The sequence below is a fragment of the Ferrimonas sediminum genome (assembly GCF_900100175.1).
Classification (GTDB): Bacteria; Pseudomonadota; Gammaproteobacteria; order Enterobacterales; family Shewanellaceae; genus Ferrimonas; species Ferrimonas sediminum.
This window is the reverse complement of the sequence record NZ_FNEM01000017.1, coordinates 47,163-73,968: the sequence shown is the minus strand read 5'-3', so window position 1 is coordinate 73,968 and position 26,806 is coordinate 47,163. Positions and strand designations below refer to the sequence as shown.

Genomic DNA, 26,806 nt, shown 5'->3' with positions numbered 1-26,806 from the left:
CCAGCACCAAACCATGCTCGGGCTGATCACATTCAGCCCGTTTTTTTAAGGCAGGACGCAATCCTGAGCAAACCTTTACCGCATTGATAAACACTCCTTAACGAATTAATTATAATAACCTGACTTAAGAGGGTTTATTGATGAAAACGACGCCATGTCGTGACACACTGGATGCCCCGAAATGATGCCCCGTAATGATGCCCTTGAATACAGAGTCCTTTTGAGCCAATGAAATGGAATAATGCTGCCGCCCTTCCCCATGCAGCCAAACGGAACAGCAAACGCTCGGACTCCGGCCTCAAACGCCTTTATGGTGCTTTGGCAGCTTCGGTAATCTTCCTCTTTACCCTGGCTCTGACCATCAGTGCCGCCAAGACCATCGAAAACTACGAAACCGACAAGCAGCGAAACCAGATCTACGACTTCCTCAGCAGTGCCGAGGATCGGATGGTGTCCGAAGTGGCCAAGATCCACTCGGCCATCTACCTGGCGGCGTCGTCCATTCAGCAGCACCACCAACAACCGGATTTGAAACAGCGCTTTCAATCATTGTCCTACCTGGTGCTTCAGAATAACCCCAGCGTACTGAGTCTGGATCTGGCCCCGGAAGGACAGATCTGGGCGGTCTACCCTCAGATCAGCAGCAATGCCATTGGCCATGACACCAGTGACACTCTCTCCAGCCGCGAAGCTCGGCGATTGAGAAAGGCGGTGATGGGCGGTCCCTACGCTTTGTACGCCGGCGGTACCGGGCTGGTATTAAGCCAGCCGATCTTCGTCTCGGATACCACCAACACCCTGCCGGCGACCCCGGTCGACGGCGAGCGTTTTTGGGGCTATATCAACGCAATCATGCGCTTTGGCGACAGCAAAATGCTCAGTGGACTGGATATCCTCGCCAACGACACCATCAACTACAGCCTCTACTGCGGCAACGTCATTGCCAAGCATGTGTACAACAACAGCGGCGACCCGGTGGAAAACGGCCTAAAGCGCAGCTTCACCGTCGACGGCCTCAATTGTGAACTGAGAGCCGAGTCCCGCACCCAGCTACAAACCCCCATTTCGGCGCTGTTTATCTTCCTGTGTGGCCTTGTAACCGCCACCCTGATGAGTTTCTGGGCCTGGCAGCAGAGCACCGCCAAACGTCAGCTGGAGCTGTTGGTGGCACAAAAAACCAAGGCACTGCAAGACTCGGAGCTGCAGTTTCGAGAGCTGTCGGAGCGATCCCTGACCGGCATCTTTATCATTGTCCACGGGCGCTTTACCTACACCAACCCCACGATGTGCGACACTCTGGGCTACAGCGCCGATGAACTGTTTGCCATCAAAGATCTGTCGGAACTGATTCACCATCAGGACTACCTGCGTATTCAGGAATGGCTGAACGACCCTGCCACGGTGGAGGCCCGCGATAACCAGCGAGACCCCCAGCACCTGCATCAACGAGTGCGCTGTTTCAATAAAGCCGGGGTCACCAAACACCTGGAATTTTACTGCGTCACCACCGAGTACCGTGGCGAAACCGCCATCTTCGGCTCCATGCTGGACGTCACCAGCCAGGTCGCCGCCGAACGGAAGATCACCTACCAGGCTTACTACGATCAGCTTACCGGCATGCCCAACCGGGCTTCATTTCAGCAACGGATCAAGCAATCCATCGCCGCCACCAGTGGCCATAAACAACTGGCACTGATGTTCATTGATCTGGATAAATTCAAGACCATCAACGACAGCCTCGGCCACGATTACGGCGATCAGTTATTAAGGCTGGCCGCTTCCCGACTAAAAACCTCGTTGAGAAGCGACGATTTTATCGCTCGCATCGGTGGCGATGAGTTTTCCATTCTCATTGAAGACTATCAGGATAAACAACAGGTCGAGCAGATCGCCCAACGGGCCATCAACGCCTTTAAAGAGCACTTCACCCTCAAGGGCAAGAACTTCTACATCGGCTTGAGTATTGGCATCTGCCTCTACCCCAATGACGGTGAAAATGCAGAAACTCTGCTGAAAAATGCCGACATCTCCATGTATCTGGCTAAAAGCAGCGGCGGCTCGAGTTACAAGTTCTTTGACGAAAGCGAATCCCACCTGTTCTACAGCAAACTGGATCTGGAGAATGAGCTGCGCAACGCCTTGGATCAGGGCGGGCTGCATCTGGAGTTTCAGCCGCAAAACTCTCTGGTCAGCGGTGACATCATCGGCACCGAAGCCCTGGTTCGCTGGTACCACCCGGTCAAAGGGCGGATTCCACCGGTGGAGTTCATTCCGGTAGCCGAGGAGAGCAGCCTGATTCTGGAGCTGGATCGCTACGTGCTGGACCGGGGCTGCAAACAGCTGGCCCAGTGGCAGCAGAAAGGCATCAACATCAAACTGGCCATCAATATCTCGTCGGCACAGCTGGAGAAAGGGGACCTGCTGGGGCTGGTCAGCGCCTGTCTCGACACCTACCAGATTCAGCCGGAATGGCTGGAGCTGGAGATCACCGAAAACTCGCTGATCAAGAGTCCGACGGAAGTGGCTGTCATTCTCAGTGGTCTACAGGAGATGGGCGTCAGCATCGCCATCGACGACTTTGGCACCGGCTACTCATCGTTTGCCATGCTAAAGGATCTCCCTATCAACAAGATCAAACTGGACAAGACATTCATCGATGCCATCGAGACCGACGCCAAGGACCGCAAGATCATCAACACCATCGGCGAACTGGCGCGGTCACTGCAGCTGCAATTGATTGCCGAAGGGGTAGAGACTAACTCCCAGGTGATGCGCCTGCTGGAGTGCGGCTGCTATCAGGGCCAGGGGTTCCTGTTTGCCCGCCCCATGAGCGCCAGCGACTACGAAGAGATGCTGGCCCACAGCCACATCATCGACTGATCGCCTGCCACAGACACAAAAAAACCAGCCTTCCGGCTGGTTTTTTTCGGCTTCCGCTTATTAGCGTTTCGGCCCTTTGGCCGGACGATGTTTCTTAACGGCGCGGCGAATCTTACCGGTTTTAATCTTGTTCTGACGACGGGCCGCCTGCTTATCCTTCTCCATCAGGGTGCGGGACTCGGTGCCCAGGTCCACCAGCTTACGCAGGTAGTTAACCTGATCCAGCTGCAGCTCCACCCAGCCACCACGAGGCAGACCTTTCGGCAGGGTGATGTCACCGTAACGGATTCGCATCAGGCGTGACACCTGCATCCCCTGGCTTTCCCACAACCGGCGAACTTCGCGGTTACGCCCTTCACTGAGGATGGCGTGGTACCAGTGGTTCAGACCTTCACCGCCGGCAGCAATCAGGCGCTTAAAGCGGGCCGGGCCGTCTTCCAGCTCCACCCCGGTGCGCAGCGCCTGCAGGTTCTGCTCGGTCACTTCACCAAAGACCCGGACCGCGTACTCCCGCTCCACTTCCCGCGATGGGTGCATCAACCGGTTGGCCAGCTCACCGTCGGTGGTAAACAGCAGCAATCCCGAGGTGTTGATGTCCAGGCGCCCCACGGCCACCCAGCGGCTGCCCCGAACCTTAGGCAGACGATCGAACACCGTCGGCCGTCCCTGGGGGTCGGTACGGGTGCAGAGTTCGCCTTCCGGCTTGTAGTAAGCCAGTACCCGGCAGATCACTTCATTTTCCGCCTGAATGGACACCAGATGGCCATCAACCCGAATCTGGGCATCGGTGCCCGTCTCGACCCGGTCGCCCAACTTGGCAACACTGCCATTCACACTTACTCGACCGGCCTCAATCACAGCTTCCATCTCACGACGGGAACCGTGGCCAGCTCGAGCCAACACCTTCTGTAGCTTTTCGCTCATCAAATCTCTTCTTTAATGTACGGAGTCTGCGTTTTTGCCGGTATCGAGCAGGGCCTCAATGGCACCTTCATCACTCAATGCCGGCAACTGTGCCAGACTCTCCAGGCTAAAATACTGCAAAAATGCATCGGTAGTTGCATAGAGGGCGGGCCGTCCCGGCACCTCCTTATGTCCCACTACCTTAACCCAATCTCGTTCTGTCAGGGTGCGGATGATATTGGAACTCACCGCCACCCCACGAATTTTTTCAATCTGTCCCCGGGTCACCGGCTGCCGATAGGCAATCAGGGCCAGGGTTTCCAGCAGCGCCCTCGAGTAACGGGGTGCCCTCTCCTGCCACAACGCACTCAGGTGCCCGCTCAGATCCTGGTTGCTCTGGAAACGATAACCTCCAGCGACCTTCACCAGGTTGATGCCACGGCCGGCGTAATCACCCTCCAGCTCGTCCAGCACCTCATTGATGCGCCCCAGGCTGACCTGCAAGCCGGCCAGCACACTCTGGCGTAACCCCTTGGCAGACATCGGTCCGTCAGCCACAAACAACGCCGCCTCAATCAACTGCTTTAACTGAGTATCATTAATACGACTCATGCTCGGGCTCTCACGTAGATGGCACTGCCAGGCTGGGCCTGCTGAATCTCAATTAAGCTCTCTTTCGACAGCTCAAGAATCGCCAAAAAGGACACCACCACACCGGCTCGTCCCTCTTCGGGCGTAAACAAGGCCACAAAGGGCGTAAATCGTTCCGGCCCCAGCTGGCTCAGAATGCGGCTCATCCGCTCCCGGGTCGACAGGGCCTCACGCGCGACCTGATGCTGTTCAAACAACTCCGCCTTGGCAAGCATGCCACGCAGTGCCGACACCAGCTCGTCGAGCTCCACCTGGGGGGGCACCACCTGGGGCACCAGGTTGGCGGCCCGGGCAGCCTGAGCCACCCAATGTTCGCGCTCCAGACGGGGCAACTGATCCATCTGCTCCGCCGCCTGTTTCAGCACCTCATAGGCCTGAAGCTGGCGAATCAGCACCATTCTTGGGTCGTCTTCCTCCCCCTCCTCGGCGGCTGGCTTGGGCAGCAGCAAGCGGGATTTCACCTCCGCCAGCGTCGCCGCCATCACCAGGTACTCCCCCGCCAACTCCATCTGCATCTGATCCATCAGTGCAATGTAGTCCATATACTGACGCGTGATCTCAAACACGGGGAGATCCACAATATCCAGTTTATGACGACGGATGAGGTACAGCAGCAGGTCTAACGGTCCCTCAAATGCCTCGAGAATGACCTCAAGGGCATCTGGCGGAATGTACAGATCCGCAGGCAGCTCTACCATCGGCTTGCCGCGAACCACGGCAAGGGGCAGAGGAGGCTGAACCGTTAATGGGGCTTGAGTCATATCAGATCATGCTCATAGCAAACGCCGCTATTATAGGTATTTGGGGGTAAAAAGCTAACCATACTATAAAAACGGAGCCGAATCCCCCGCACCTTCACGTACCACCACCACGTCATCATCGCTGCAATCCACCACCGTGGTCGGGCTTTCACTCAGGTAGCCACCGTGAACGATCAGATCCACCTGATGTTCCAGGCGGTCGCGAATCTCCTCCGGATCCGACTCGGCGAACTCTTTTCCAGGCAGAATCAGCGTACTGGACATCAGCGGCTCACCCAGGGCTTCCAGCAGCGCCAGGGCAATGGCGTTATCGGGAATGCGAATACCGATGGTCTTACGCTTATCGTTCAGCAACCGGCGTGGCACCTCTTTGGTGCCTTTGAAGATAAAGGTGTAAGCACCGGGCGTATTGTTGCGCAGCAACCGGTAAGCCTGGTTGTCCACTTTGGCGTACAGGGACAGCTCCGACAGATCCCGGCACACCAGGGTAAAGTTGTGGTCGCTGTTGATCTGACGAATGCGGCAGATCTGCTCCAGTGCCTTCTTGTTACCGATAAGGCAGCCGATGGCGTAACCGGAATCGGTCGGGTAGACCACCACGCCACCGTTACGAATGATCGCCACCGCCTGGCTAATCAGCCGGGTCTGTGGGGTTTCGGGGTGTACATAAAAAAACTGACTCATACTTCCTCCAGGCCAAGCCGTTGCCAGACACCGGGAATATCCGGCAGATGCAGATGCCTTCCCAGTTCAATCCAACGACCCGGTTGATGAAAATCACTGCCGACCGAAGCCAGCAAGCCGTGCTCCTGGCACAGCTGGGCTAAAAATTGTCGCTCCTGAGGGGGTTGCTGGCACAGCACCACCTCCATGCCATCGCCTCCCACCTCGGCAAATAACGCCAACAGCTTACGCAGCCATTTGTTGGAGAGACGGTAGCGGCAAGGATGGGCAAGCACCGCCAGCCCCCCCGCCTGGTGAATCACCGCCACTGCAGTCTCGATGTCACACCAGTTGTTGGGCACATAACCGGCCTTGCCCTTGCCTAAATACTTATCAAAAGCTGCCTGCTGCTGGACCACCAGTCCCCGGTCCATCAGCACCTTGGCAAAATGACCGCGGCCGACCGCGCCACTGCCCGCCTTACGCTTGGCCTCGTCGTAAACCCCGTCGATGCCCCGCTTCGCCAGCCGGACACCGATCTCCAGGGCCCGCGCCTCCCGGCGCTGACGCTGCTGCGCCAGCAAGTCCACCATGGCCGGTTCTCCGGGGTTGATGCCCAGGCCGACAATGTGGATGTCAAAGCTGTGCCAGCGCGTCGAGATCTCCACCCCATCGATGATCGTCAACCCGGTTCCATCCGCCGCCCGGTGGGCCTCCTCCAGGGCGTCGGTGGTGTCGTGGTCGGTAATGGCCAGTACCGCCAGCCCCTGGTTACGCGCCCGCCCCACCAACTCGGTCGGGGTCAGGTCACCATCGGAGGCCTTGGTGTGGGAATGGAAATCAAACTTCATCTATCGCCTTTTGACCGCACCTTCGCGGTCACTCATCAATCAAAAACACCCAGGAATGTGGCAAAACGAAAACCGGGGAAAAACAACGGGACAGGACAGTCCAGGCAACTAACCCGCATTCTGTTCCCTCTATTGTACGTTAGTTTGCAATATTCGCACCCCCAAGCGCTGCTAAGCCCGGCATTGACCCGCAATTATTCACCAATATCCCCGACACTTGCCGTGGTGGTACCTCGGTTACAACCCGCAACAAGCCATTTTGGCCAAAGGTGTTGACACCTCAGCCCCGGCAGGGTAATTTTGCTGTAAACGCCAAGCGTAAACTTATAGATACGGATTTACAGCAATGACTCAGGCTTCCACCTTCACCTCAGCTCACACCACTCAGTGGTGGTGGCGCATCCCAACCAAGCGGGGTGTACGGTGGCCTGTGCCTGAATAAAAAGAGCACAAACCAAACATCAAAAACCCGCTTTTTAACCGAAGCGGGTTTTTTTATACCTTTTTGACGAGAATCTAAACATGATCATTATCTTAAAACCTCATGCCAGCAAAGAAGAAGCGCAAAAGCTGCTTCGGCAAATCGAGCAAAAAGGCCTCAAGCCACTGTACATGCCCGGCGTAGAGCGCACCGTTATCGGCGCCATCGGTGACGAGCGTGTACTGCAATCCTTACACCTGAACAGCCACCCGTTGGTGGATCAGATTAAGCCGATCCTGTCCTCCTACAAACTGGTCAGTCGCGAGCTCTACCCCATCGATACCCGGGTTAAGATTGGCCCCCATGCCGTAGGCGGTGAAACCTTTACCGTCATCGCCGGTCCCTGTGCGGTCGAAAGCCAACAGCAACTGGACGACATCGCCGATTACCTGTGTACCCACCCCGTTGCCGGCATTCGCGGCGGGGCCTACAAACCCCGCAGCAGCCCCTACAGTTTCCAGGGCCTGGGGGAGGAGGGGCTGAAGATTCTTAAAGCCACCAGCGAGCGTACCGGCCTGCCAACCATCTCCGAGGTGGTGGACGCCAACGACGCGCCCCTGATGGCCCAATACGTCGACTGCCTGCAGATCGGAGCCCGCAACATGCAGAACTTCCGCCTGCTGGAGGCGGTGGGCAAGCTGGACAAGCCGGTGCTGCTCAAACGGGGCATGAGCGCTACCATCGAAGAGTTACTGCTGGCCGCCGAGTACATCGTCAACGCCGGCAACCCCAACGTGATTCTGTGTGAGCGCGGCATCCGCACCTTTGAGACGGCCACTCGCAATACTCTCGACCTCAACGCCGTGGCCTACCTGAAGCAGAAAACCCACCTGCCGGTACTGGTGGATCCCAGCCATGGCACCGGCGTCAGAGAGTTGGTGATCCCGCTGGCCCGGGCAGCAGCAGCGGTAGGCGCCGACGGCATCATCGTCGAAACCCACACCAATCCGGCCGAAGCGCTGTCCGATGGACACCAAAACTTAGACCCGCAGCAATTTGATGATTTAATGAGCTCATTGAAGCCCTTTGTCGAAGCCGCCGGAAGGAGACTGTAATCATGACCGAACTGCAGCCGGGTCACAGCCACACCCTGACCCTGACCTGTCGCTATCAGCATCAACCGGCGGCACTGTTTCAGGCCCTGTGTGGTGACAAGGCCAACAGCATGCTGCTGGAATCTGCCGAGGTCGATACCAAGGCTGGGACCCAGAGCCTGCTGATGATCGATGCCGCCCTGCGCATCGAATGCAATGGCCGCCAGGTGCGCTGTGAGCCACTGACCCTCAATGGCGAAAGCCTGATTCCGCTGCTCAGCGAACGTCTGGCGGCGTTTTCACCCCGGCTGCAGCGGGGCACGCTGTGCCTGACAGTACCAGAGCCCCCCCGGGATCTGGATGAAGACAGCCGGCTCAAGGCGCCGTCGCCGCTGTCGGTGCTGCGGCTGATTCAGCAGAGCATCAAAGACGACGACGCCTGTGCCCAGTCGCTGTTGCTGGCCGGAGCCTTCGCCTTTGACCTGGTGGCCAGCGTCGAACCTCTGCCCGAGGTCAGCGACAGCCCCAACAACTGCCCGGACTTTCTGTTCTACCTGGCCGAGACCACCCTGGTTATCGACCACATTCGCCGTACGGCGCGGCTGGTGGGTGCCCTTCAGGGCGGTGAATACAGTGAACGCTACCACCATCATCTGAGTCAGCGCCTGGCCGACCTGGCCCATCAGATCGATAAGTTTGATGGTAACGATGCACTGACCCCGGCACCAGACGCCCCGGTCAGCGTCAACCAGGACGACGCCGACTTCCGTGCCAAGGTCGTGCAACTGAAGCAGCACATTCGTGCCGGCGACATCTTTCAGGTGGTGCCCGCCCGACGCTTCTCCCTGCCCTGCCCCAAACCGCTGGAAGCCTACGCCCGCCTGCGCCGGGACAACCCCAGCCCCTATATGTTTGTGCTACAGGACGCCAACTTCACCCTGTTCGGCGCCTCGCCGGAAAGCGCACTGAAATACAGTGCCGACAGCAACCAGGTGGAGATCTACCCCATCGCCGGCACTCGAAAGCGGGGCCGCAAGCCCGGTGGTGAACTGGACCATGATCTCGACGCCCGCATCGAACTGGGGCTGCGCCAGGATCAAAAAGAAACCGCCGAGCACATGATGCTGGTGGATCTGGCCCGCAATGACATCGCCCGCATCAGCCAGCCCGGCAGCCGCCAGATCCCCGAACTGCTGAAGGTCGACCGCTACAGCCATGTGATGCACCTGGTGTCGCGAGTCACCGGCCAGCTGCGCACCGATCTGGATGCCCTGCACGCCTACCAGGCCTGCATGAACATGGGCACCCTCACCGGCGCCCCCAAGGTGCGGGCCGCCCAACTGCTGCGCCAGGCCGAAGGGGAGCGTCGCGGCAGTTACGGCGGTGCGGTCGGCTACCTCAATGGCCGTGGCGACATGGACACCTGCATCGTGATCCGCTCGGCCCTGGTCAACGACGGCACCGCCCATGTCCAGGCTGGTGCCGGCGTGGTGTTCGACTCCGACCCGCAGTCGGAGGCGGACGAAACCTGCAACAAGGCCATGGCGGTAATTCGCGCCATCGGAGGTACCCTATGACCCCCATCATCCTGCTGGATAACTTCGATTCCTTTACCTGGAATCTGGTGGATCAGTTTCGCACCCTGGGCCACCCGGTGACCGTATACCGCAACGACATCGATGCCCACATTCTGGCCGACACCCTGCTCAAACAGCACCACAATGCGGTGCTGGTCTTGAGCCCCGGCCCCGGCGCCCCGGCCGAGGCCGGCTGCATGATGACCCTGCTGTCTTTAGTGGCGGGCAAGCTGCCTATTCTCGGAATCTGTCTCGGCCACCAGGCCCTGATTGAACACTATGGCGGCAAGGTCGGCTTTGCCGGCGAGGTAATGCACGGCAAAGCCAGCCCCATGAGTCACGACAATGGCCCGCTGTTTGCCGGCATGCACAACCCGCTGCCGGTGGCCCGCTACCACAGCCTGGTGGCCCATCAAGTACCCGAGTGCCTGACGGTGCCGGCCCAGGTCGGTGACATGGCCATGGCCGTGGTCCACAACCAGCACCGCGCCGTTGGCTTTCAGTTCCACCCCGAGTCCATCCTTACTCAGGATGGCAGCGAGCTGTTAACCCGAACCCTGAACTTACTCACCGAGGAGAGCCCGTTATGCTAACCGAATTGATGGCCACCGTAATGGATGGCCAAGCGCTCTCCCATACCCAGAGCCAGCAGCTATTCGCCCAAATCATGGCCGGAGAAGTGGGCCAGATCGAACTGGCGGGGATTCTCACTGCCATGAAGATGCGCGGCGAAACCGTCGACGAGATCACCGGTGCCGCCAGTGCCCTGCGCGCCGCCGCCACCCCGTTTCCCCGCCCTCAGGGAGATCTGCTGGACATCGTCGGCACCGGCGGGGATGGGGCCAACACCATTAACATCTCCACCACCTCAATTTTTGTCGCCGCCGCCGCCGGAGCCCGCATTGCCAAACACGGCAACCGCAGCGTCTCCAGCCAGTCCGGCGCTTCCGATCTGTTGACCCAGTTCGGCGTCAACCTGACCATGAGCCCGCAGCAGTCAGCCCGCTGCCTGGAGCAACTGGGGGTCACCTTCCTGTTCGCGCCGCATTATCACGGCGGCATCCGCCACGCCATGCCGGTGCGCCAGGCGCTGAGGACCCGCACCCTGTTTAATATACTGGGGCCGCTCATCAATCCGGCACGCCCCAACCAGATGCTGCTGGGGGTCTACAGCCCGGAACTGGTGCAGCCCATCGCCGAAGCCATCGCCGCCCTCGGCGTCAAACGGGCGCTGGTCGTGCACGGCCTGGGCCTGGATGAAATCGCCATCCATGGCGAGACCCATGCGGTAGAACTCAATCAGGGCCAGCTGATTCAGCGCCAATACACTCCGGCGGATCTGGGCGTCAGCCATCATCACATCGATGCCATCAAGGGAGGCAACCCGGCCGAAAATCACGCCATCAGCCAGGCGATACTCAGCGGCGGCGGCACCGATGCCCAGCGCAGCGCGGTGGCGGTCAACGCCGGTGCCGGCCTGTACCTGGCCGGCAAGGTCGACAACCTGGCCAGCGGCACCGAACTGGCATTTACCACCATGAACAGCGGCAAACCCCTGCGGCTGATGCAGGACTTCGCCGAGATGAGCAATCAGGAACCGGAGCTGTAACCGATGAGTACCATTCTCGACACCATTGTCGCCACCAAAGCCGCCCACATTGAGGCGCTGTCCCAGCGCTACGGCGAGTTACTCACTCTCCGGGCCCCCAAGAGTGAGCGCTCCCTGTTTAAGGCGCTCAAGGGCGGCAATGCCGGCTTCATTCTCGAGTGCAAAAAGGCCAGCCCCTCCAAAGGGCTGATTCGGAAAGAGTTCGATCCGGTTGCCATCGCCACCCTGTATCAGCCCTATGCGGCAGCGATCTCGGTGTTGACCGACGAACAGTTCTTTCAGGGCGATTTCGACTACCTGCAGGCGATTCGGCAGGCGGTCGACCTGCCGCTGCTGTGCAAAGACTTCATCATCGACGCCCGTCAACTGCGACTGGCACGCCACATGGGCGCCGATGCGGCCCTGTTGATGCTGTCAGTGCTGGACGACAAGGCCTACCGCGCCCTGGCCGACGAAGCCGATGCACTGGGTCTGGATATTCTGACCGAAGTCAGCAACCAACAGGAGTTGGAGCGAGCCCTGGCCCTCGATGCCCGCATCATCGGCATCAACAATCGCGACCTGCGGGATCTGTCCATCGATCTGGCCACCACCGAGCGACTGGCGGCTCAGATCCCCGTCGACCGGGTGGTGATCAGCGAGTCCGGCATCGAAACCCACCAGCAAGTACGCCGGCTGGCCCCCCATGCCGACGGCTTCCTGGTGGGCAGTAGCCTCACCGCCCAGGCCGACATCGATCTGGCCTGTCGCACCCTGATCTTCGGCAATAATAAAGTCTGTGGCCTGACCCGGCCCGAAGACGCCCGTCACGCGGCGACCGCCGGCGCCGTCCATGGCGGCCTGATTTTCGCCGCCAAGTCCCCCCGCTGCGTCAGCGAAGCTCAGGCCAGAGCGATCTGTGACAGCGCCAACCTCAAGTTCGTCGGCGTGTTCGTGAATCAGCAGGTCGACGAGGTCGCCCGGCTGGCACACTCCCTGAAACTGAGTGCAGTGCAGCTGCACGGCAGTGAAGATGACCACTATCTGACGGCACTGCGACAGCTGCTGCCTGACACCGAAATCTGGAAGGCGGTTAAGCCCGATGGCAGCAACCGGGTCGACAATGCCGACCGGCTGCTGTTTGACTCTGCCAGCAACGGCCGTTTTGGCGGCACCGGTGAAACCTTCGACTGGCAGCAGGTCGGCAGCGAACGCCGCAACGCCATGCTGGCCGGAGGCCTGACCCCGGATAACGTACAACAGGCCGTATCGGCCGGATTTCTCGGTCTGGATCTGAACTCCGGACTGGAATCGGCTCCCGGCATCAAACACCCGGACAAAGTGTCGCTGGCATTTGCCCGCCTGCGACAGTACTAACGAAGAGGCTTAAGGAAATCATGACCATTCTCAACCCCTACTTTGGCGAATACGGCGGCATGTACGTGCCGCAGATTCTGATGCCAGCCCTTAAGCAGCTGGAACAGGCGTTCGTCGACGCCCAGCAGGATCCCGACTTTCAACGTGAGTTTATGGATCTGCTGAAAAACTACGCCGGGCGGCCGACAGCGCTGACCCTGACCCGCAACTTCAGCCCCAACCCAAAGGTGAAGATCTACCTGAAGCGGGAGGATCTGCTCCACGGTGGCGCCCACAAAACCAACCAGGTGCTGGGTCAGGCGCTGCTGGCAAAGCGGATGGGCAAAACCGAGATCATCGCCGAAACCGGCGCCGGTCAGCATGGGGTCGCCACCGCCCTGGCCTGTGCCCTGCTGGGACTGAAATGCCGGGTGTACATGGGCGCCAAAGACGTGGAGCGTCAAAGCCCCAACGTATTCCGCATGCGGCTGATGGGCGCCGAGGTCATCCCGGTGCATGCCGGCTCGGCGACGCTCAAAGACGCCTGTAACGAAGCGATGCGGGACTGGTCCGCCAACTACGACCATGCCCACTACCTGCTGGGTACCGCCGCCGGTCCCCACCCCTTCCCCACCATCGTCCGCGAGTTCCAGAAGATGATTGGCGAGGAAACCAAACAGCAGCTGATGGAGAGAGAGGGCCGGTTGCCAGACACCGTCATCGCCTGCGTCGGCGGCGGCTCCAACGCCATCGGCATGTTTGCCGACTTTATTGACGACAAAGAAGTAGCGCTGATTGGCGTCGAACCAGCAGGCAAAGGCATCGAAAGTGGCGAACATGGCGCCCCGCTAGCCCATGGCACCACCGGCATCTTTTTCGGCATGAAAGCACCAATGATGCAAAACGAGCATGGCCAGATCGAGGAGTCCTACTCGGTGTCTGCCGGACTGGACTTCCCCTCGGTGGGACCACAGCACGCCCACTTGGCCGCCACCGGCCGAGCCAGCTACCTGTCGATCACCGATGATGAAGCGCTGGAGGCGTTTCAGAAACTGGCCAGCAGCGAGGGGATCATTCCGGCACTGGAATCGGCCCACGCCCTGGCCATGGCCCACAAGCTGGCCCTCGAGGCCACCGACGACACCCTGATGGTCGTAAACCTGTCCGGGCGAGGCGACAAAGACATCTTCACCGTACACGAAATTCTGCAGCAGGAGGGCAAGTTGTGAGCCGTTACCACACCCTTTTTGAGACCCTGGCCCACAAGGGCGAGGGCGCCTTTGTTCCCTTCGTGACCCTTGGGGATCCTGAGCCCGGAATGACCCTGGCCATTATCGATGCCCTGGTGGCCGGTGGCGCCGATGCCCTGGAACTGGGAATCCCCTTCTCCGATCCCTTGGCCGACGGCCCCACCATTCAGGACGCCACGGTGCGGGCACTCAATGCCGGCACCACCCCGGCCCTGTGCTTCGAGATGTTGACCGAGGTTCGCCGCCGCTACCCGCAACTGCCCATCGGCCTGCTGGTGTACGCCAACCTGGTGTTCTCTCCGGGACTGGATGCCTTTTACCAGCGCTGCCGGGACGCCGGGGTCGATTCCGTGCTGGTGGCCGATGTGCCGGTGGAAGAGAGCGCAGAGTTTGCCGACGCCGCCCGCCGCCATGGCATCGCCCCGATCTTCGTCGCTCCGCCAAACGGCGATGAAGCCACCCTCAAAGCCGTGGCCGAACAGGGCGAAGGCTACACCTACCTGCTGTCACGGGCGGGGGTAACCGGCACCGAATCCAAGGCCGGTAAACCGGTGGGGCCACTGCTGGACACCTTGAAGCGATTTCAGGCGCCTCCAGCCATTCTCGGCTTTGGCATCTCCGAGCCCCAACAGGTTAAGGACGCCATCGCCGCCGGCGCCGCCGGCGCCATCTCCGGCAGCGCTACGGTTAAACTGATCGCCAAGCATCAGCAGGATCCCAACGCACTGACCCAGGCCCTGACCCGGTTTACCCGGGCCATGAAGGACGCAACCCGCTGATTTTCAACTTTTCTGGACCAGAGGTGAATGCCATAGGGCGTTCACCTTTCCTGCCCAGCCGGGATTGGTTAGAATGTGGCACCCTGCTCGCTGAAAACAGAATCAATGAAACAAATACTCGACTTTCTGCCACTGCTGGTCTTCTTTGGTGTCTATAAATTCTATGACATCTATCTGGCCAGTGGCGCCCTGGTAGCCGCCTCTGCGGTTCAAATCGCCCTGCTGTATCTGCTGTATAAGAAAGTGGAAAAGCAGCACCTGATCACCTTTGCGCTGGTAGCGGTGTTTGGCACCCTGACCATGGTGCTTCGGGATGACACCTTCATTAAGTGGAAAGTCACCGTGGTGCAGTTCCTGTTTGCCGGCGCCCTGCTGATCAGCGAACTGATGGGACGTTCCCTGCTCAAAGCGATGCTGGGCAAAGAGATGCCACTGCCGGATCAGGTCTGGCGCAACACCAGCTTCGCCTGGGTGGCGTTTTTTATCGCCAGTGGCATTTTGAACATGTACATCGCCTTTAACCTGTCACAAGAGGTCTGGGTCAACTTTAAAGTCTTTGGCCTGATGGGCATGACCCTGGCCTTCACGGTCGGCACCATCGTCTACCTGTACCGGCACCTGCCCAAAGATTTCAAGCCGCAGGACAAACAGAAGTAATACCCCATCAAGCCCGCACCACGCGGGCTTTCTAACACTCCTCCCCACCTCTGAACCACGCTCGAGAGTGCTTAATTTTCAACCACTCCCTTTGCCAACTGCGGCACTTTGTACTAGCTGTTAATACAGAAGCCGGCCGCCTTCAGAGCAGGCAAAAGATGAAATTTGAGGAAAGGACTCGATGATGACCGTCGCTTCTCCCGGGGTTTCCCTATGCCATTTCGATCAACCGTGTCCCGCGAAACTGGTGGCACAGCTCAGTGACGCCCTCAGCCTGACTGTCTACCCTGTTTCCGGGTTACCCGGAAACGATGACCCCTGCATTGTGATCATGCATCAACAAGACCATCAGGAGATGCTCGCCATAGAACAACTGCGCCTCAAGTACCCCAACCGCCCGTTGTTACTGCTGATGCCGAGACTGTCGATTCCTGCACTGCGCTGGGCATTAACCCACAGCATCACCCAGGCCTACTCCTACCCGCTGTCGGCCCTGGAAGCCACCGAGGTCAAACTGCAGTTAAACAAGCACTACCATTGCCCGACCATCATGCAACGGCACACCCATGACAAGCTGCGCCTGGTGCTGGATCGCATCGAAAAAACCTTTGATCAGCCGCTGACACTGCAACAGCTGGCAATAAATGCCGGCATCAGCCACAGTCGACTCAGCCACCTGTTTCGCGAAGAGTTGGGGATTAAGTTCAGTCACTATCTGATCTGCCGACGTCTGGAGGCAGCGCCGGAACTGCTCCGGGAAGAGGGGCTGACCGTCGCAGCCATCGCCTATCGATTGAGCTTCTCCACCCCCTCTCATTTCTGCCGAGCCTTTAAAGCGCACTTTGGTCTGACACCATCGGAATATAAACAAGGCGGCAAGTCCGGCCACTACAGCAACTCCTACCGCCGCTATCTCGATTGTCGCCATCCCCATAGCCACCGACACGGTATCGCATTCGAGAGCATGTCATGAGGGGATTACTGCCAAGGCTAATGCTGATCGGATGCCTGTGGTTGCCCGGTGTCGACGCCACCCCCGCATCAACAACGACAGACAGCACCATGCTGGAGTGGCCACAAACCTGGATTGCCCTGCTTCAAGATCTGTCACTGCTGCCTGAACAACCCGAATACGGTGACGCCCAGCTCAAGGCGGCCTCAAAGGCCTTCATCAGCCTCAAAGGCCAGTTGCAGCAACGCTCAGTCAGCCGCGAACTCAGCTCATTTGATGCGCTGCAGAGCAGCGACCAGTTGGCAAGCTGGATCCGGCAAAGCCAACCACAGTACCAGGCATTTAAGCTGCTGCAACGGGCTCTTCAATCAGAGCAGAAACTTCAAAACCTGCCTCGGCCGGATGCAACCCTTATCCGCGACCTGTCCCTGGGGCAGAGTCATCCAGAGGTGGTTTTGCTGCGTCGACTGCTCGCGGCCAGGTTGGGTGAGGTGCTGCCAGAACACCTGCGCAACAGAGCGGTATGGGATCCCCCCCTGATTGATGCACTCAAACGCTATCAAAACATCAACGGCCTTAAGGTCACCGGCACCCTGACTCCGGCGACCCTCGGTTCCGTTGTAGCCAGCGGACAACACCGGATCGATGCCATTCAATACAGCTTGCGCCAGTGGCTGCAACTGCCACCCAGCCTGCAAGGGGACAGCATCATCGTTAACCTGCCGCACTTTAATCTACTGGTTCTGCAGGACAATCGTGTGAAACTCACCCTACCGGTCATTGTTGGCAGCCCCAAAACCCCCACCCCAAGATTCAACAGCAAGTTCAACTCCATCACCATCAACCCCAGTTGGACACCGCCCTACAGCATCATTAAGAACGAACTGCTTCCCGCCTATCAGCGGGATCCCAAAAGTCTGAAGCGCCAGGGATTCGAGTTGCTGTCCGGTTCTCGAAACGCCCCCCAAAAACTGCCCTGGTCCGAGGTTTCTTCACTGAAGCAGGTGTTAAAGAGTCACCGGTTGACCCAGCGTCCCGGCAACAACAATGCATTGGGAAAGGCGCGCCTGAACCTGGTCAACAGCAACGCCATCTACCTGCACGACACCCCCAACCGGAAGCTGTTCCGGCGAGCCAACCGGGCACTCAGTCACGGCTGCATTCGGGTCGGCAACATCGACCATTTATTGACCTACCTGTCTGAGCAGGCACCCCGGGCAACCCGCAATGCTGTGCAAGCCGCCCTGCAATCCGGTGACCCACTGACCCGACGAATTAGAAATAAAACAGAAGTCTACATTGTCTATATGCCCGCCTGGCCCAATCCTGACGGGAGCCTGTCCATTGCAACAGACATCTACAACATTATATAAAAATGGCTAAAATTCAGCACGATAGGAAAATAAACAGGCCGAGCGCAGCAAAATATAGCACTTCCACTTCAATTTAAATGACAGGAATAGCAATCTGGTGTTAGTCAGACCCAATTATATGGACTAAGTTTAATTCGTGTCGAGCATCTAAACGTACCCTATGCTCAGACATTTCCTAGTGCAACAACTACTAGGCATTAATCTAACTGCGCGGAGATATAGTTATGCTGAAAAATGCACTCGTTGATTTCTGGAAAGATGAAAGCGGATTATCCGCGGTAGAGTATGCCATTGCCGGTAGCCTTGTCGTAGGTGGCATGGTTATCGCGTTTGGTGAACTGGGAACAGAGGCCACACAAGAAATTGTTGACCTTTGCAGCGCCGTCAACTCCGATGGAGATTGTACAGGTACCGCTCCGGCTCCATAGTATGCTAGGCTTCAAAGGGCACGGTAATTATACCGTGCCCTTGTTTTGCTGGCAGCGAGATATTGATGATAGACATAAGCTTAATTCAATCAAAATACATTCTGGCCTCAACGGTATTTTTCATTGCCGTCATCACCGACTTAAAAACCGAAAAAATCCCCAACACTTTAGTGCTATTTGGCTTGGCTGCCGGATTTGTCGTTCAAACCCTCTACAGTGGCTGGATGGGCATCCTGTACGCCTTCGGCGGCGCCTTAACAGCCGCAATCTTTTTGCTATTCTTCTACGCTAAAAGAATGCTCGGTGCCGGCGACGTTAAACTGATGATCGCCATCGGTACCATTCTTGGCCCCTACATGGTGTTCTGGAATCTCTGCTTCGGCATCATCGCCGGTGGATTGACCACGTTAATCTTTGCCTTCTACCGGGTCGGCTTTGATGGCGTACTCATTAGCCTGAAGCGTTATTATCAATGCTTCATTACCCGAACCTATTATAAGCCTTCAGCCGACGAAGCCGCAGGTCTAATGGTTCCTTACGCACCGGCGCTGGCCATCGGCTGGTTGATCATCATGTGGGCCCCCTTGCGCCTGCCCGGGCTCTAAACCAACGCAACAGTACCAGACCAGTCTACGCAACTTGGTGACAGCAAAACCCCACTCCAACGACTATGCTGTGGCTACAACAGGCGTGATTTAGGCCGTGAATCGTCAACCGGTTACACCAACTACACGGCAACTGTACCGAAGAGGCTCCATGACAACATACCGCGTCGTTCGCAGCTTTTGGCTCGATGAATCCGACCTGTTTGCAGTTGAGAGTTGTCAGCGGTATGGTCATCGGCTTCACTGAACTGGACACCCAGACATCAAAGCAGATTTCGACGATGTGAGCGGCCGTTGGTGCAGCAGGAGATTGCGACGGACAATAGTTAAAATGGACTAACAACTGACACCAATAGCTATATTCTGACACTACAAGATAGTGACAGATTAGCTGTGCGCAACAAAATCCCCCCCTAAATAGTAAGCCCTCCCTTAAAACCTCTCCATTTAATTGCCTTTGACTGCATCTGAACTAACTTAAATATAAGCGAGTTTTTCAAAGGACAGTTCAATGAACAGTGAGGTTCTTAACCCCAACGCCACCACCACCACTCATTTGGCGATAAAACCGACCTCCATGGAGGCCGTCGGCGTGGATCCCCAGTTGTTGCAGGGACTGCTGTTAAAACACCTGCTCGACGGCGATGTCCTTACCATGGAAAACCTCAATCAACGACTGGCACTGACCGGAATCCTGGTGCAACAGCTGCTGGATAACGCTAAGCAAAACAGTCTGGTCGAGAATAAGCAAACCACCAGCGATGGCCAGATGCGTTACACTCTCAGTCACCTTGGCCGTGAACAGGCAGAGTATGCCCTGAGCCGCAGCGGCTACCTGGGGCCGGTGCCCGTACCTCTGGAGCAATACTGGCGGGTCTGCAAACTGCAATCCAGTCGCCAGCACACCATTACCCGGCCGATCATCAATCAGGCACTGGATGGGCTCGTCCTGCCCCACCGGCTGATGGAGGAGATAGGCCCGGCGCTGAACTCCAAACGACCGGTGTTGATCTACGGCCCTCCTGGCACGGGGAAAAGTTACCTCTGTCGCCATTTTAACCAGGTTTTTGGGGATGATGTGCTGATTCCGCATGCCATCGCCATCGGCCAGGCTGTGATCCAGATTTTCGATCCTCAACTGCACGAACTGCATGAGAGCAACGGTGATAACCAATCGTTGCTGCTCACCGAAGGGCATGATCCCAGGTGGCACCGCTGTCGTCGCCCCCTGCTGGTGGTTGGCGGTGAATTAACCCAGGAGATGCTGAATGTTCATTACGACCATAACAGCCGCACCTACCATGCTCCCATTGGCTTGAAATCCAACAACGGAATATTACTCGTCGATGACTTAGGTCGACAGCAGATTACACCAAAAGAGATATTCAATCGCTGGATTGTTCCCATGGAGGAGAGCAAAGACTTTCTCTCACTCCCCAGTGGCGAACATTTTGATGTCCCCTTTGAGCAAATTTTGCTTTTCTCAACTAACCTTGATCCAGAGCAATTGGTTGACGATGCCTTTTTAAGACGCTTGGGGTACAAGATTCAATTTTCAGCCCTTAACAAGGAGCAGTTTGTAGATATTTGGCAACAAAACTGCCATGACTTCAATCTGGATTACGACCCCCACATATGCGACTGGATAATTGCCAATCTCTACGCCCCGGCAAACAAACCTTTATTGCCGTGTCACCCTAGGGATTTACTGTCTATTGTGGCGGATCAAATTAGTTATAACGAGTTACCTGCAGAGGTGACTCAACAATTATTGCATCGGGCATGGTCAATCTACTTTGTAAATAGCGCACATTAGTCGAAACCACCTCGATACGACATTGCAGGGAGGAGAGATGAATACCCGATCACTATTTTTTGTTCTGTTATCACTGGTGTTTGGTGTCGGCGCCGTCATGCTGGCTCAAAACTGGCTGAAACACAGCCAGCCAACCTCGGACAACCCCGATCAGACCGTGGTGGTCACCATGTCGGTGAGCGTCCCGTCCGGAACCGTGCTGGAAGCAAAACACCTGTCTCTCCAGGCCATCCCTAAGGCGCTGGCGCCCCGGAATGTGCTGACCTCTATCGATGATGCCGTCGATAAAGTGACTAAATTCCCGATGCTGCAGGGCGACACCCTGCACCCGGACAAACTCGCGCTGCGTGGCGAAGGCAGTGTATTGGCCAGCCTGATTGAACCCAATAAACGGGCCGTCACCATTCGAGTGAACGATGTCGTCGGAGTGGCAGGCTTCCTGTTACCGGGTAACCGCGTCGATGTGCTGGTGACCTTCAAAGTTGGCAACGTCCGCAACGTAGCAGCCGAAACGCAAACCGAAGTGGTACTGAGTAACCTGAAAGTACTGGCGGTGGATCAAAAGGCCAACCAGGACAGCAGCCAACCCCTGGTGGTCAGGGCCGTCACTCTGGAGGTGTCTCTGGAGCAGGCCGAAACACTGATGAGTGCCCGCGGCAAAGGCACCATTCAACTGGCCTTGCGCAACCCCACCGACGACTCAGAAGTGTCTGTGGTTCAGACAGCTAAGCCGTTGGAGCCCTCCCCTGAGGCACCACCGGTGGCCGTGCCGGCAAAGGCAGCCCCCCGCCCGGCAGAAGGGCGGAAAATGAAGATCGAAGTGATACGGGGAACGGCCCAGCAGACCGTGACCGTGGAGAGCTGATCCCGACTACCAGCATCATTAGGAACGCGACACTATGGATAGACTGACTCAGAAAATTGGCAACCTCCTTGGCCGTATCGCCATGCTGTTGCCTCTTATCGCCGCCCTGCAGTGGCATCATGCCGCCAACGCTGGTGGCCCGACAGCCTTGCAGCTACAGAGTTTTCCGGTTCCCATCTACAAATCCAGAACCCTGCCAATCAAGCAGGCGGCGGCCCGGGTCTCTGTGGGTAACCCCAGCATCGCCGACATTCTGATCATGCAGCCCACCGAACTGTATGTGCTGGGTAAGCAGCTGGGCAGCACCAACATTCTGGTTTGGGATGAAGAGGATCGCCTGGTAGACATCATCGATATTGAGATCACTCATGATCTGAATGGCCTCAAAGAGAAGCTGTACCGCTTCCTTCCCGAGGAGCCTATCCAGGTCCACAGCTCCCAGGGGCAACTGGTCATCGGCGGCCAGGTATCCAACCTGGATCGCATGACCATGGCCATGAATCTGGCCCAGGGCTATGCGGTCGCAGCAGACACCTCAGGTAACCCCAGCACCGTGCTGAACATCATGTCAGTGGGAGGGGGGCACCAGGTGATGCTGGAGGTAACGGTAACCGAAGTGCAGCGGGAGTTAGCTCGTCAACTGGATTCCGATTTTCAATTAATCACCGAGAGCAGTGACTTCATCGGCGGCATCATCGGCGGTGACGGCCTCATCAATGACAAAGGGTTTTTCGGCAGTTACGTCAGTGGCGACTTCCTGTTCAACTTCGCCCTCGACGCTGCCAAACAACAAGGCCTGGCCCGGGTTCTCGCTGAACCCAATATCACTGCACTGAGCGGGCAGCTGGCGGAATTTCTGTCCGGGGGCGAATTCCCGGTTCCCGTTCCCAGTCGTGAAGGCACCACCATCGAGTACAAAAGTTTTGGTGTCGGCGTCAAGTTTGTGCCTACGGTGCTGGACAGTGGCCGCATCAACCTGAACCTGAATGTGCTGGTCAGTGAACTCAGCAATGCCAACTCGGTGGGTATCGTCCCCGAAGGCTCCACCGCGGCTCTGGTGACCCCCTCCATCATCAAACGCAGCGCCAACTCCACCATTGAGCTGGGCGACGGCCAGACCATCGCCATTGCCGGCTTGCTCAGCAATACCGTTCGAGAAAGCCTGGACGAGCTGCCCGGACTGGGCGAAATCCCGATTCTGGGTCAACTGTTCAGCAGCCAGGAGTACCGCAATGGTGAAACCGAACTGGTGATTCTGGTTACCCCCAGACTGGTTCGCCCCATCATCCGCGATGACCTGATTCTGCCTACCGATGGCTTTGTCTCCCCTTCCGATGTGGGCTTCTATCTGCTGGGAGAGTTGTCACAGCGCGAGCAGCAGGAACCCATCGACACCAACCCGAACACCGTGGTCAGCGAACAGCCCCTGGCACCGGTTCCGGCCACCGACAATGGCGGGACTCAAAACAAATACGGCCATTCGCTGTAAGGAGCTAACTATGAAATTTCCTCTGCTCGCTGGCCTGCTTTCACTTCTGCTCTGTGGATGCGCAGCTGATGTGATGACCCAGTTTGAACTCGGCGGAACCACCGCTCAGTTTAAACAGCAAGGGATTCTGGATCCCGATGCGGTTGCCCGTAATGCCGGTAAAGTCAGTCAGCTCGACGGCCAATACGGAACTGCGGTAATGGACAACTACCGCAAGGCTACCTACCAACCGGAAGCAGCTCGAAGTCAGTTCATCGACGTAAGCTTGGGCGGTTCAGGCAACTAAATGTTAATGGCGTTGGCCACGGTGCAGGAGGTATGAATGAAGATTTTACGACGCCATTTCCCGAGCCGGGCTCCGGGCAAACAGCGCGGTGCCATCGTGGTGCTGGTAACCATCGCCCTGCTGACCATCGTCATTATGGGGGCCATGGCCCTGGAGGGAGGGCACCTGCTGCTGAGTAAAAGTCGCCTGCAAAACGCCGTTGACTCGGCCGCCCTGAGTGGCACCCTGTCCCTCCACGAAGGCAACGATCACGCCGGAGCCAGACAACAGGCCACCGCAACCCTGATCAATGTCCTGGGTGCCTCTGATTTCAGCGAGCTCAGTGGCGATGTCGACCTGAGTGCCTTGAGCTACAACCAGAACCAGGTATCGCCACAGCTGTCCATTGAATTTTCACTGCAGCCGGATCCCTTCGTGGTCACCTCCGACATTACCGCCGAGTACGTGCGGGTTAAGATCAAGGATGTACAGCTGGCTACCTACCTGGGGCAGGCCATCAATATGGACAAGGTTACCAGCGCCTCGGCCGTAGCCGGCCCCAGCACTCCACTGGTGAACTGTTCGCTGAACCTGCTGCCGATGATGGTCTGCGAAGGCGACACCCCGGGCGAGCCCTTTGGGTACCCCAAGGGCTCCATTATGTCGATGAAGATCTCCAGCCAGCAAGATGCGGAGTTAGGCCCGGGTAACTTCCAGCTGATCCGCCTGGGCGACAGCTCCGGTGCCGCCGACCTGCGTGCTGCCATGGCAGGGGAAAGCGCCGGCAACAACCAGTGCTTCGGTAATAGCGAAGGCATTGAAACAGAACCCGGCAACAACGTCGGCCCGGTGGCCACCGGCATGAACACCCGTCTGGGGATCTGGCACGGCGGTACGGTTAACGCCACCGATCACCCCAGGGACAAGGACATCTGTGTCGGAGAGGCGTTAGACGTCGATGACAGTGACAATATTATCTACTCCTCGGACGGCACCTTGGTGGATGGCACCGGCCCAACGCCATCGCTCTACCGCTATAGCGATTACGCCGATAACTACGAGCCGGGGGGGAGCCGCTTCCAGAACAGTTGCGCCGCCACCGGCACCAGCTGGGACAACGACGGCGGCGCCCGTCGCCGAGAGTTCGCCATTGTCGTGGGCGATTGTGAGGGCCAGTCCAACGGCCAGAACGACATCCCCTTCAAGGGCTTCGCCTGCTTCTACTTTATGCAGGAGGTCATCCAGAAGGGCAACCTGGCCTACGTCATCGGCGAGTTTGTCGAAGACTGCACCGGCAGTGGCAATGCCACCGACGACGTCACCGCCACCGATGGGCCCTTCACCTTTGTCCTGTACCGGGATCCGGACAACAAGGACTCCTAGCCATGATCAATTCCCTTCACTCCAAACGGAAACAGAAAGGACTGGCGGCCATCGAAGCGATGATCACCCTGCCGCTGCTGTTCCTGTTCTTCTTTGCCATCGGCGAACTGGGACGGGCGATGTACCAATACAACCAGCTTAACACCCTGGTCCGCAACGCCTGCCGTTACCTGGCCACAGTCTCCTCGGTGGAGCCCAGTGGCGACGTATTGCTAACTGATGCCCAGAAGAATATCGCCTCAGGCCTGGCGGTGTATGGCTTGTCCACTGGCGCCACCGCCCGGTTGAACGGATTGACAACCAATGACATCAGCATCACCACCACGGCCGGCTCGGACACCATTACGGTCTCCGCCACCTACAACTGGACCCCGATATTCAGTAGCACCATGGCCGGCAACTACGGCCAGACCGTCGATTACGGCTTTCCCCTCACTGCGACCATCTCCATGAGGGCATTGCCATGACCCATTCCAAGCAAAAAGGGGTGTACGCCGTTGAATTCGCCATCGTCGCCACGGTGGTGTTTGTGATCATCTTCGCCTGCCTGGAAGTATCCCGGCTGATGTTTGCCTACAACGTGCTAACCGAGGCCTCCCGGCGGGCGGCGCGGCTGGCCGCCGTCTGTGCTCCGGATACCACCGGAGTACCGACAGCCCCCATCGCACTGGAATCACTGGCCCTGTTTGATGGTAGCGATTTCGCCCCCAACATCAGCACCGCCAACCTGACCATCGAATACCTGAGAATCGACGGTACCCCGGCAGCCACTTTTTATGGCATCGATCTGGTCAGGGCCTCGATTGTCAACTACCAGCACACCTTCGTGGTGCCTGGCATGACCCTGCAAATTGACTCTCCGGACTTTGTTACTACCCTGCCCCGGGAGAGCCTGGGCGCAACACGATTTGGGACTACCGTATGCTTATGATGAAAGATAAGGAGTGATAGGTATGGACAAATCAAACACTCCACTGGCTCAGGAACACTGGAAAAACCAGCAACTGCAGCCAGAGAAACCAACAAAACCCAAGGCCCTTCCGGTTCCGGTGAAAGCGTTATTGGTGGCAGCGAACCTGACCGATCAAACGGCATTGGTGGAGGTGCTACGCTCTACCCCCAACCTGCAGCTGGAATCACTGCCCATCAACCAGATCAATACCGATCTGCTGGCAGCCTCACAGCTGCTGATCTTGCTGGTGCCCAACGACCCTAAGCAGGCCAAAACCCTGATTCAGAGTTTTGCGGGTAAGAGCAAAAACATGATCATTCTGGGCAAAGAGGCGTCGCCGGAAGTGCTGCGCATCGCCATGCAATCGGGAGCCAACGACTTCATTCCCATCGAGTCGTCCCCAGACGAACTGACCCATGCCATCCATAAAATTGCCCAGGAACTGGCCCAGTCGATGCGTCTGGCACCGGTCATCGCCGTGGTCAATGCCAAAGGCGGAGCCGGCGCCAGCTTCCTCAGTACCGCCCTGGCCGACCAGTTTGCCCAGCGCGACAGAGAGACCAACGTTGCCCTGCTCGATGGCGACCACCTCCATGGCAACCAGATGCTGCTGCTGGACAGCAAGCCACAGTACTTCTTTCATGATGCCCTGTCCCAGGTGGAACAACTGGATGATGCCGCTATTACCGGCCTGATGAGCCAGATTGACAACATCCATCTGCTGCCGGCACAGCCCTTCAGCCAACTGGACAGTCAATGTTTCCAGTTTGAACACCTGCCGACTCTGCTGTTTAAAGTACGGACCCACTATCAGTCCGTCACGGTTGACCTGTCCCGGGGCCCGGATAACTGGTCCTTGCCGCTATTGGTGGATGCTCAACATGTGCTGGTGGTGATTCAGGACAGCATCGCCTGCCTGAGGGATGCCGCCTCGGCCATTCGCTACTTTACCCTGCAGCTTGGAATCCCGAAGAGCCGACTGCACATCATCTTTAACCGTTACACCCCCAATCGCAGCCAGATCACCCTGGCCGACGTCAAAGAGACCGTCGGGGTGGACTCGGTGTTTACCGTCCGCAACGACTACAAGCGCGTCAGCTGCTGTGTGGACGAAGGCAAGCGTCTGTCTAAATTCGCCGCCAAAGAAGCGATCACCAAAGACATCCGCAAGATCTGTGATGCCCTGATCCCATCAGAGAATGAGCATCAACAGACCGGAATCTGGGCCAAACTCTGGAGAAAATAAG

At 57.7% G+C, this 26,806-nt stretch carries 26 protein-coding genes; 21 read left to right on the top strand and 5 right to left on the bottom strand.

All coding sequences use genetic code 11. The features are described from left to right. Nucleotides 1-228: 228 nt before the first annotated feature. Nucleotides 229-2,880: a bifunctional diguanylate cyclase/phosphodiesterase gene (locus BLT77_RS16275; RefSeq protein ID WP_090367364.1), complete on the top strand. Its 2,652-nt coding sequence runs from the start codon at nt 229-231 to the stop codon at nt 2,878-2,880. A 60-nt stretch (nt 2,881-2,940) separates the two neighbouring features. Here the strand turns inward: BLT77_RS16275 and rluB are convergent, their stop codons facing one another. From rluB to rnm, 5 genes are all read right to left on the bottom strand, one after another. Next, a complete protein-coding gene (gene rluB / locus BLT77_RS16270; protein ID WP_090367362.1) occupies nt 2,941-3,804 on the bottom strand; it encodes a 23S rRNA pseudouridine(2605) synthase RluB in 864 nt (287 codons plus the stop codon). A 12-nt stretch (nt 3,805-3,816) separates the two neighbouring features. Further along, nucleotides 3,817-4,395, bottom strand: coding sequence for an SMC-Scp complex subunit ScpB (scpB, locus tag BLT77_RS16265; RefSeq protein WP_090367360.1), 579 nt, complete (start codon nt 4,393-4,395; stop codon nt 3,817-3,819). After that, on the bottom strand, nt 4,392-5,195 hold the full coding sequence (locus BLT77_RS16260) for a segregation and condensation protein A (protein WP_090367359.1): 804 nt from the start codon (nt 5,193-5,195) through the stop codon (nt 4,392-4,394). The genes scpB and BLT77_RS16260 overlap by 4 nt, the downstream gene beginning before the upstream one ends. 63 nt (nt 5,196-5,258) lie before the next feature. After that, nucleotides 5,259-5,879: an L-threonylcarbamoyladenylate synthase gene (locus BLT77_RS16255; protein ID WP_090367357.1), complete on the bottom strand. Its 621-nt coding sequence runs from the start codon at nt 5,877-5,879 to the stop codon at nt 5,259-5,261. Then, a complete protein-coding gene (gene rnm / locus BLT77_RS16250) occupies nt 5,876-6,709 on the bottom strand; it encodes an RNase RNM (RefSeq protein WP_090367355.1) in 834 nt (277 codons plus the stop codon). The genes BLT77_RS16255 and rnm overlap by 4 nt, the downstream gene beginning before the upstream one ends. 522 nt (nt 6,710-7,231) lie before the next feature. Between rnm and BLT77_RS16245 the strand changes: the two genes are divergently transcribed. The 20 genes from BLT77_RS16245 (at nt 7,232) to BLT77_RS16150 (ending at nt 26,805) form a co-directional block, all read left to right on the top strand. Continuing rightward, nucleotides 7,232-8,245 carry a bifunctional 3-deoxy-7-phosphoheptulonate synthase/chorismate mutase gene (locus tag BLT77_RS16245; RefSeq protein WP_090367353.1) on the top strand — a complete coding sequence of 338 codons (1,014 nt, stop codon included), beginning with the start codon at nt 7,232-7,234 and terminating at the stop codon, nt 8,243-8,245. Nucleotides 8,246-8,247: 2 nt separating this feature from the next. Continuing rightward, complete coding sequence (locus BLT77_RS16240) at nt 8,248-9,801, top strand: anthranilate synthase component 1 (protein WP_090367351.1); 1,554 nt, start codon at nt 8,248-8,250, stop codon at nt 9,799-9,801. Next, a complete protein-coding gene (locus BLT77_RS16235) occupies nt 9,798-10,394 on the top strand; it encodes an aminodeoxychorismate/anthranilate synthase component II (protein WP_090367349.1) in 597 nt (198 codons plus the stop codon). The genes BLT77_RS16240 and BLT77_RS16235 overlap by 4 nt, the downstream gene beginning before the upstream one ends. Continuing rightward, nucleotides 10,388-11,410, top strand: coding sequence for an anthranilate phosphoribosyltransferase (trpD, locus tag BLT77_RS16230; RefSeq protein WP_090367347.1), 1,023 nt, complete (start codon nt 10,388-10,390; stop codon nt 11,408-11,410). Before BLT77_RS16235 ends, trpD begins: the two co-directional genes overlap by 7 nt. 3 nt (nt 11,411-11,413) lie before the next feature. Next, nucleotides 11,414-12,766: a bifunctional indole-3-glycerol-phosphate synthase TrpC/phosphoribosylanthranilate isomerase TrpF gene (gene trpCF / locus BLT77_RS16225; protein WP_090367344.1), complete on the top strand. Its 1,353-nt coding sequence runs from the start codon at nt 11,414-11,416 to the stop codon at nt 12,764-12,766. A 20-nt stretch (nt 12,767-12,786) separates the two neighbouring features. Next, nucleotides 12,787-13,974, top strand: a complete 1,188-nt coding sequence (trpB, locus tag BLT77_RS16220) for a tryptophan synthase subunit beta (RefSeq protein WP_090367342.1) — start codon at nt 12,787-12,789, stop codon at nt 13,972-13,974. Continuing rightward, on the top strand, nt 13,971-14,774 hold the full coding sequence (trpA, locus tag BLT77_RS16215) for a tryptophan synthase subunit alpha (protein WP_090367340.1): 804 nt from the start codon (nt 13,971-13,973) through the stop codon (nt 14,772-14,774). The genes trpB and trpA overlap by 4 nt, the downstream gene beginning before the upstream one ends. 105 nt (nt 14,775-14,879) lie before the next feature. After that, complete coding sequence (locus tag BLT77_RS16210) at nt 14,880-15,431, top strand: septation protein A (protein ID WP_090367338.1); 552 nt, start codon at nt 14,880-14,882, stop codon at nt 15,429-15,431. Between the two features lie 181 nt (nt 15,432-15,612). After that, nucleotides 15,613-16,404, top strand: coding sequence for a helix-turn-helix domain-containing protein (locus BLT77_RS16205; protein WP_090367336.1), 792 nt, complete (start codon nt 15,613-15,615; stop codon nt 16,402-16,404). Then, the gene (locus BLT77_RS16200) at nt 16,401-17,756 is read left to right on the top strand and encodes a L,D-transpeptidase family protein (protein ID WP_090367334.1); all 1,356 of its coding nucleotides are present in this window, start codon (nt 16,401-16,403) and stop codon (nt 17,754-17,756) included. The genes BLT77_RS16205 and BLT77_RS16200 overlap by 4 nt, the downstream gene beginning before the upstream one ends. A gap of 224 nt (nt 17,757-17,980) precedes the next feature. Continuing rightward, nucleotides 17,981-18,184 carry a Flp family type IVb pilin gene (locus BLT77_RS16195; protein WP_090367332.1) on the top strand — a complete coding sequence of 68 codons (204 nt, stop codon included), beginning with the start codon at nt 17,981-17,983 and terminating at the stop codon, nt 18,182-18,184. A gap of 65 nt (nt 18,185-18,249) precedes the next feature. Then, on the top strand, nt 18,250-18,789 hold the full coding sequence (locus BLT77_RS16190) for an A24 family peptidase (protein ID WP_090367330.1): 540 nt from the start codon (nt 18,250-18,252) through the stop codon (nt 18,787-18,789). 592 nt (nt 18,790-19,381) lie between these two features. Continuing rightward, nucleotides 19,382-20,605 carry an ATP-binding protein gene (locus BLT77_RS16185; RefSeq protein ID WP_143026661.1) on the top strand — a complete coding sequence of 408 codons (1,224 nt, stop codon included), beginning with the start codon at nt 19,382-19,384 and terminating at the stop codon, nt 20,603-20,605. Nucleotides 20,606-20,642: 37 nt separating this feature from the next. Then, nucleotides 20,643-21,470, top strand: coding sequence for a Flp pilus assembly protein CpaB (cpaB, locus tag BLT77_RS16180; protein WP_090367326.1), 828 nt, complete (start codon nt 20,643-20,645; stop codon nt 21,468-21,470). A 34-nt stretch (nt 21,471-21,504) separates the two neighbouring features. Beyond that, nucleotides 21,505-22,959 (top strand): type II and III secretion system protein family protein, encoded by a 1,455-nt coding sequence (locus BLT77_RS16175; protein WP_218126944.1) that lies wholly within the window; start codon nt 21,505-21,507, stop codon nt 22,957-22,959. 10 nt (nt 22,960-22,969) lie between these two features. After that, a complete protein-coding gene (locus BLT77_RS16170) occupies nt 22,970-23,245 on the top strand; it encodes a hypothetical protein (protein WP_090367324.1) in 276 nt (91 codons plus the stop codon). Nucleotides 23,246-23,281: 36 nt separating this feature from the next. Beyond that, nucleotides 23,282-24,607, top strand: a complete 1,326-nt coding sequence (locus BLT77_RS16165; protein ID WP_090367322.1) for a TadE/TadG family type IV pilus assembly protein — start codon at nt 23,282-23,284, stop codon at nt 24,605-24,607. Nucleotides 24,608-24,609: 2 nt separating this feature from the next. Beyond that, the gene (locus tag BLT77_RS16160; protein WP_090367321.1) at nt 24,610-25,074 is read left to right on the top strand and encodes a TadE/TadG family type IV pilus assembly protein; all 465 of its coding nucleotides are present in this window, start codon (nt 24,610-24,612) and stop codon (nt 25,072-25,074) included. Beyond that, on the top strand, nt 25,071-25,538 hold the full coding sequence (locus tag BLT77_RS16155) for a TadE family protein (RefSeq protein WP_090367319.1): 468 nt from the start codon (nt 25,071-25,073) through the stop codon (nt 25,536-25,538). The genes BLT77_RS16160 and BLT77_RS16155 overlap by 4 nt, the downstream gene beginning before the upstream one ends. Nucleotides 25,539-25,560: 22 nt before the next feature. Beyond that, nucleotides 25,561-26,805: a CpaE/TadZ family protein gene (locus BLT77_RS16150; protein WP_090367317.1), complete on the top strand. Its 1,245-nt coding sequence runs from the start codon at nt 25,561-25,563 to the stop codon at nt 26,803-26,805. The last annotated feature ends 1 nt before the right edge of the window (nt 26,806 follow it).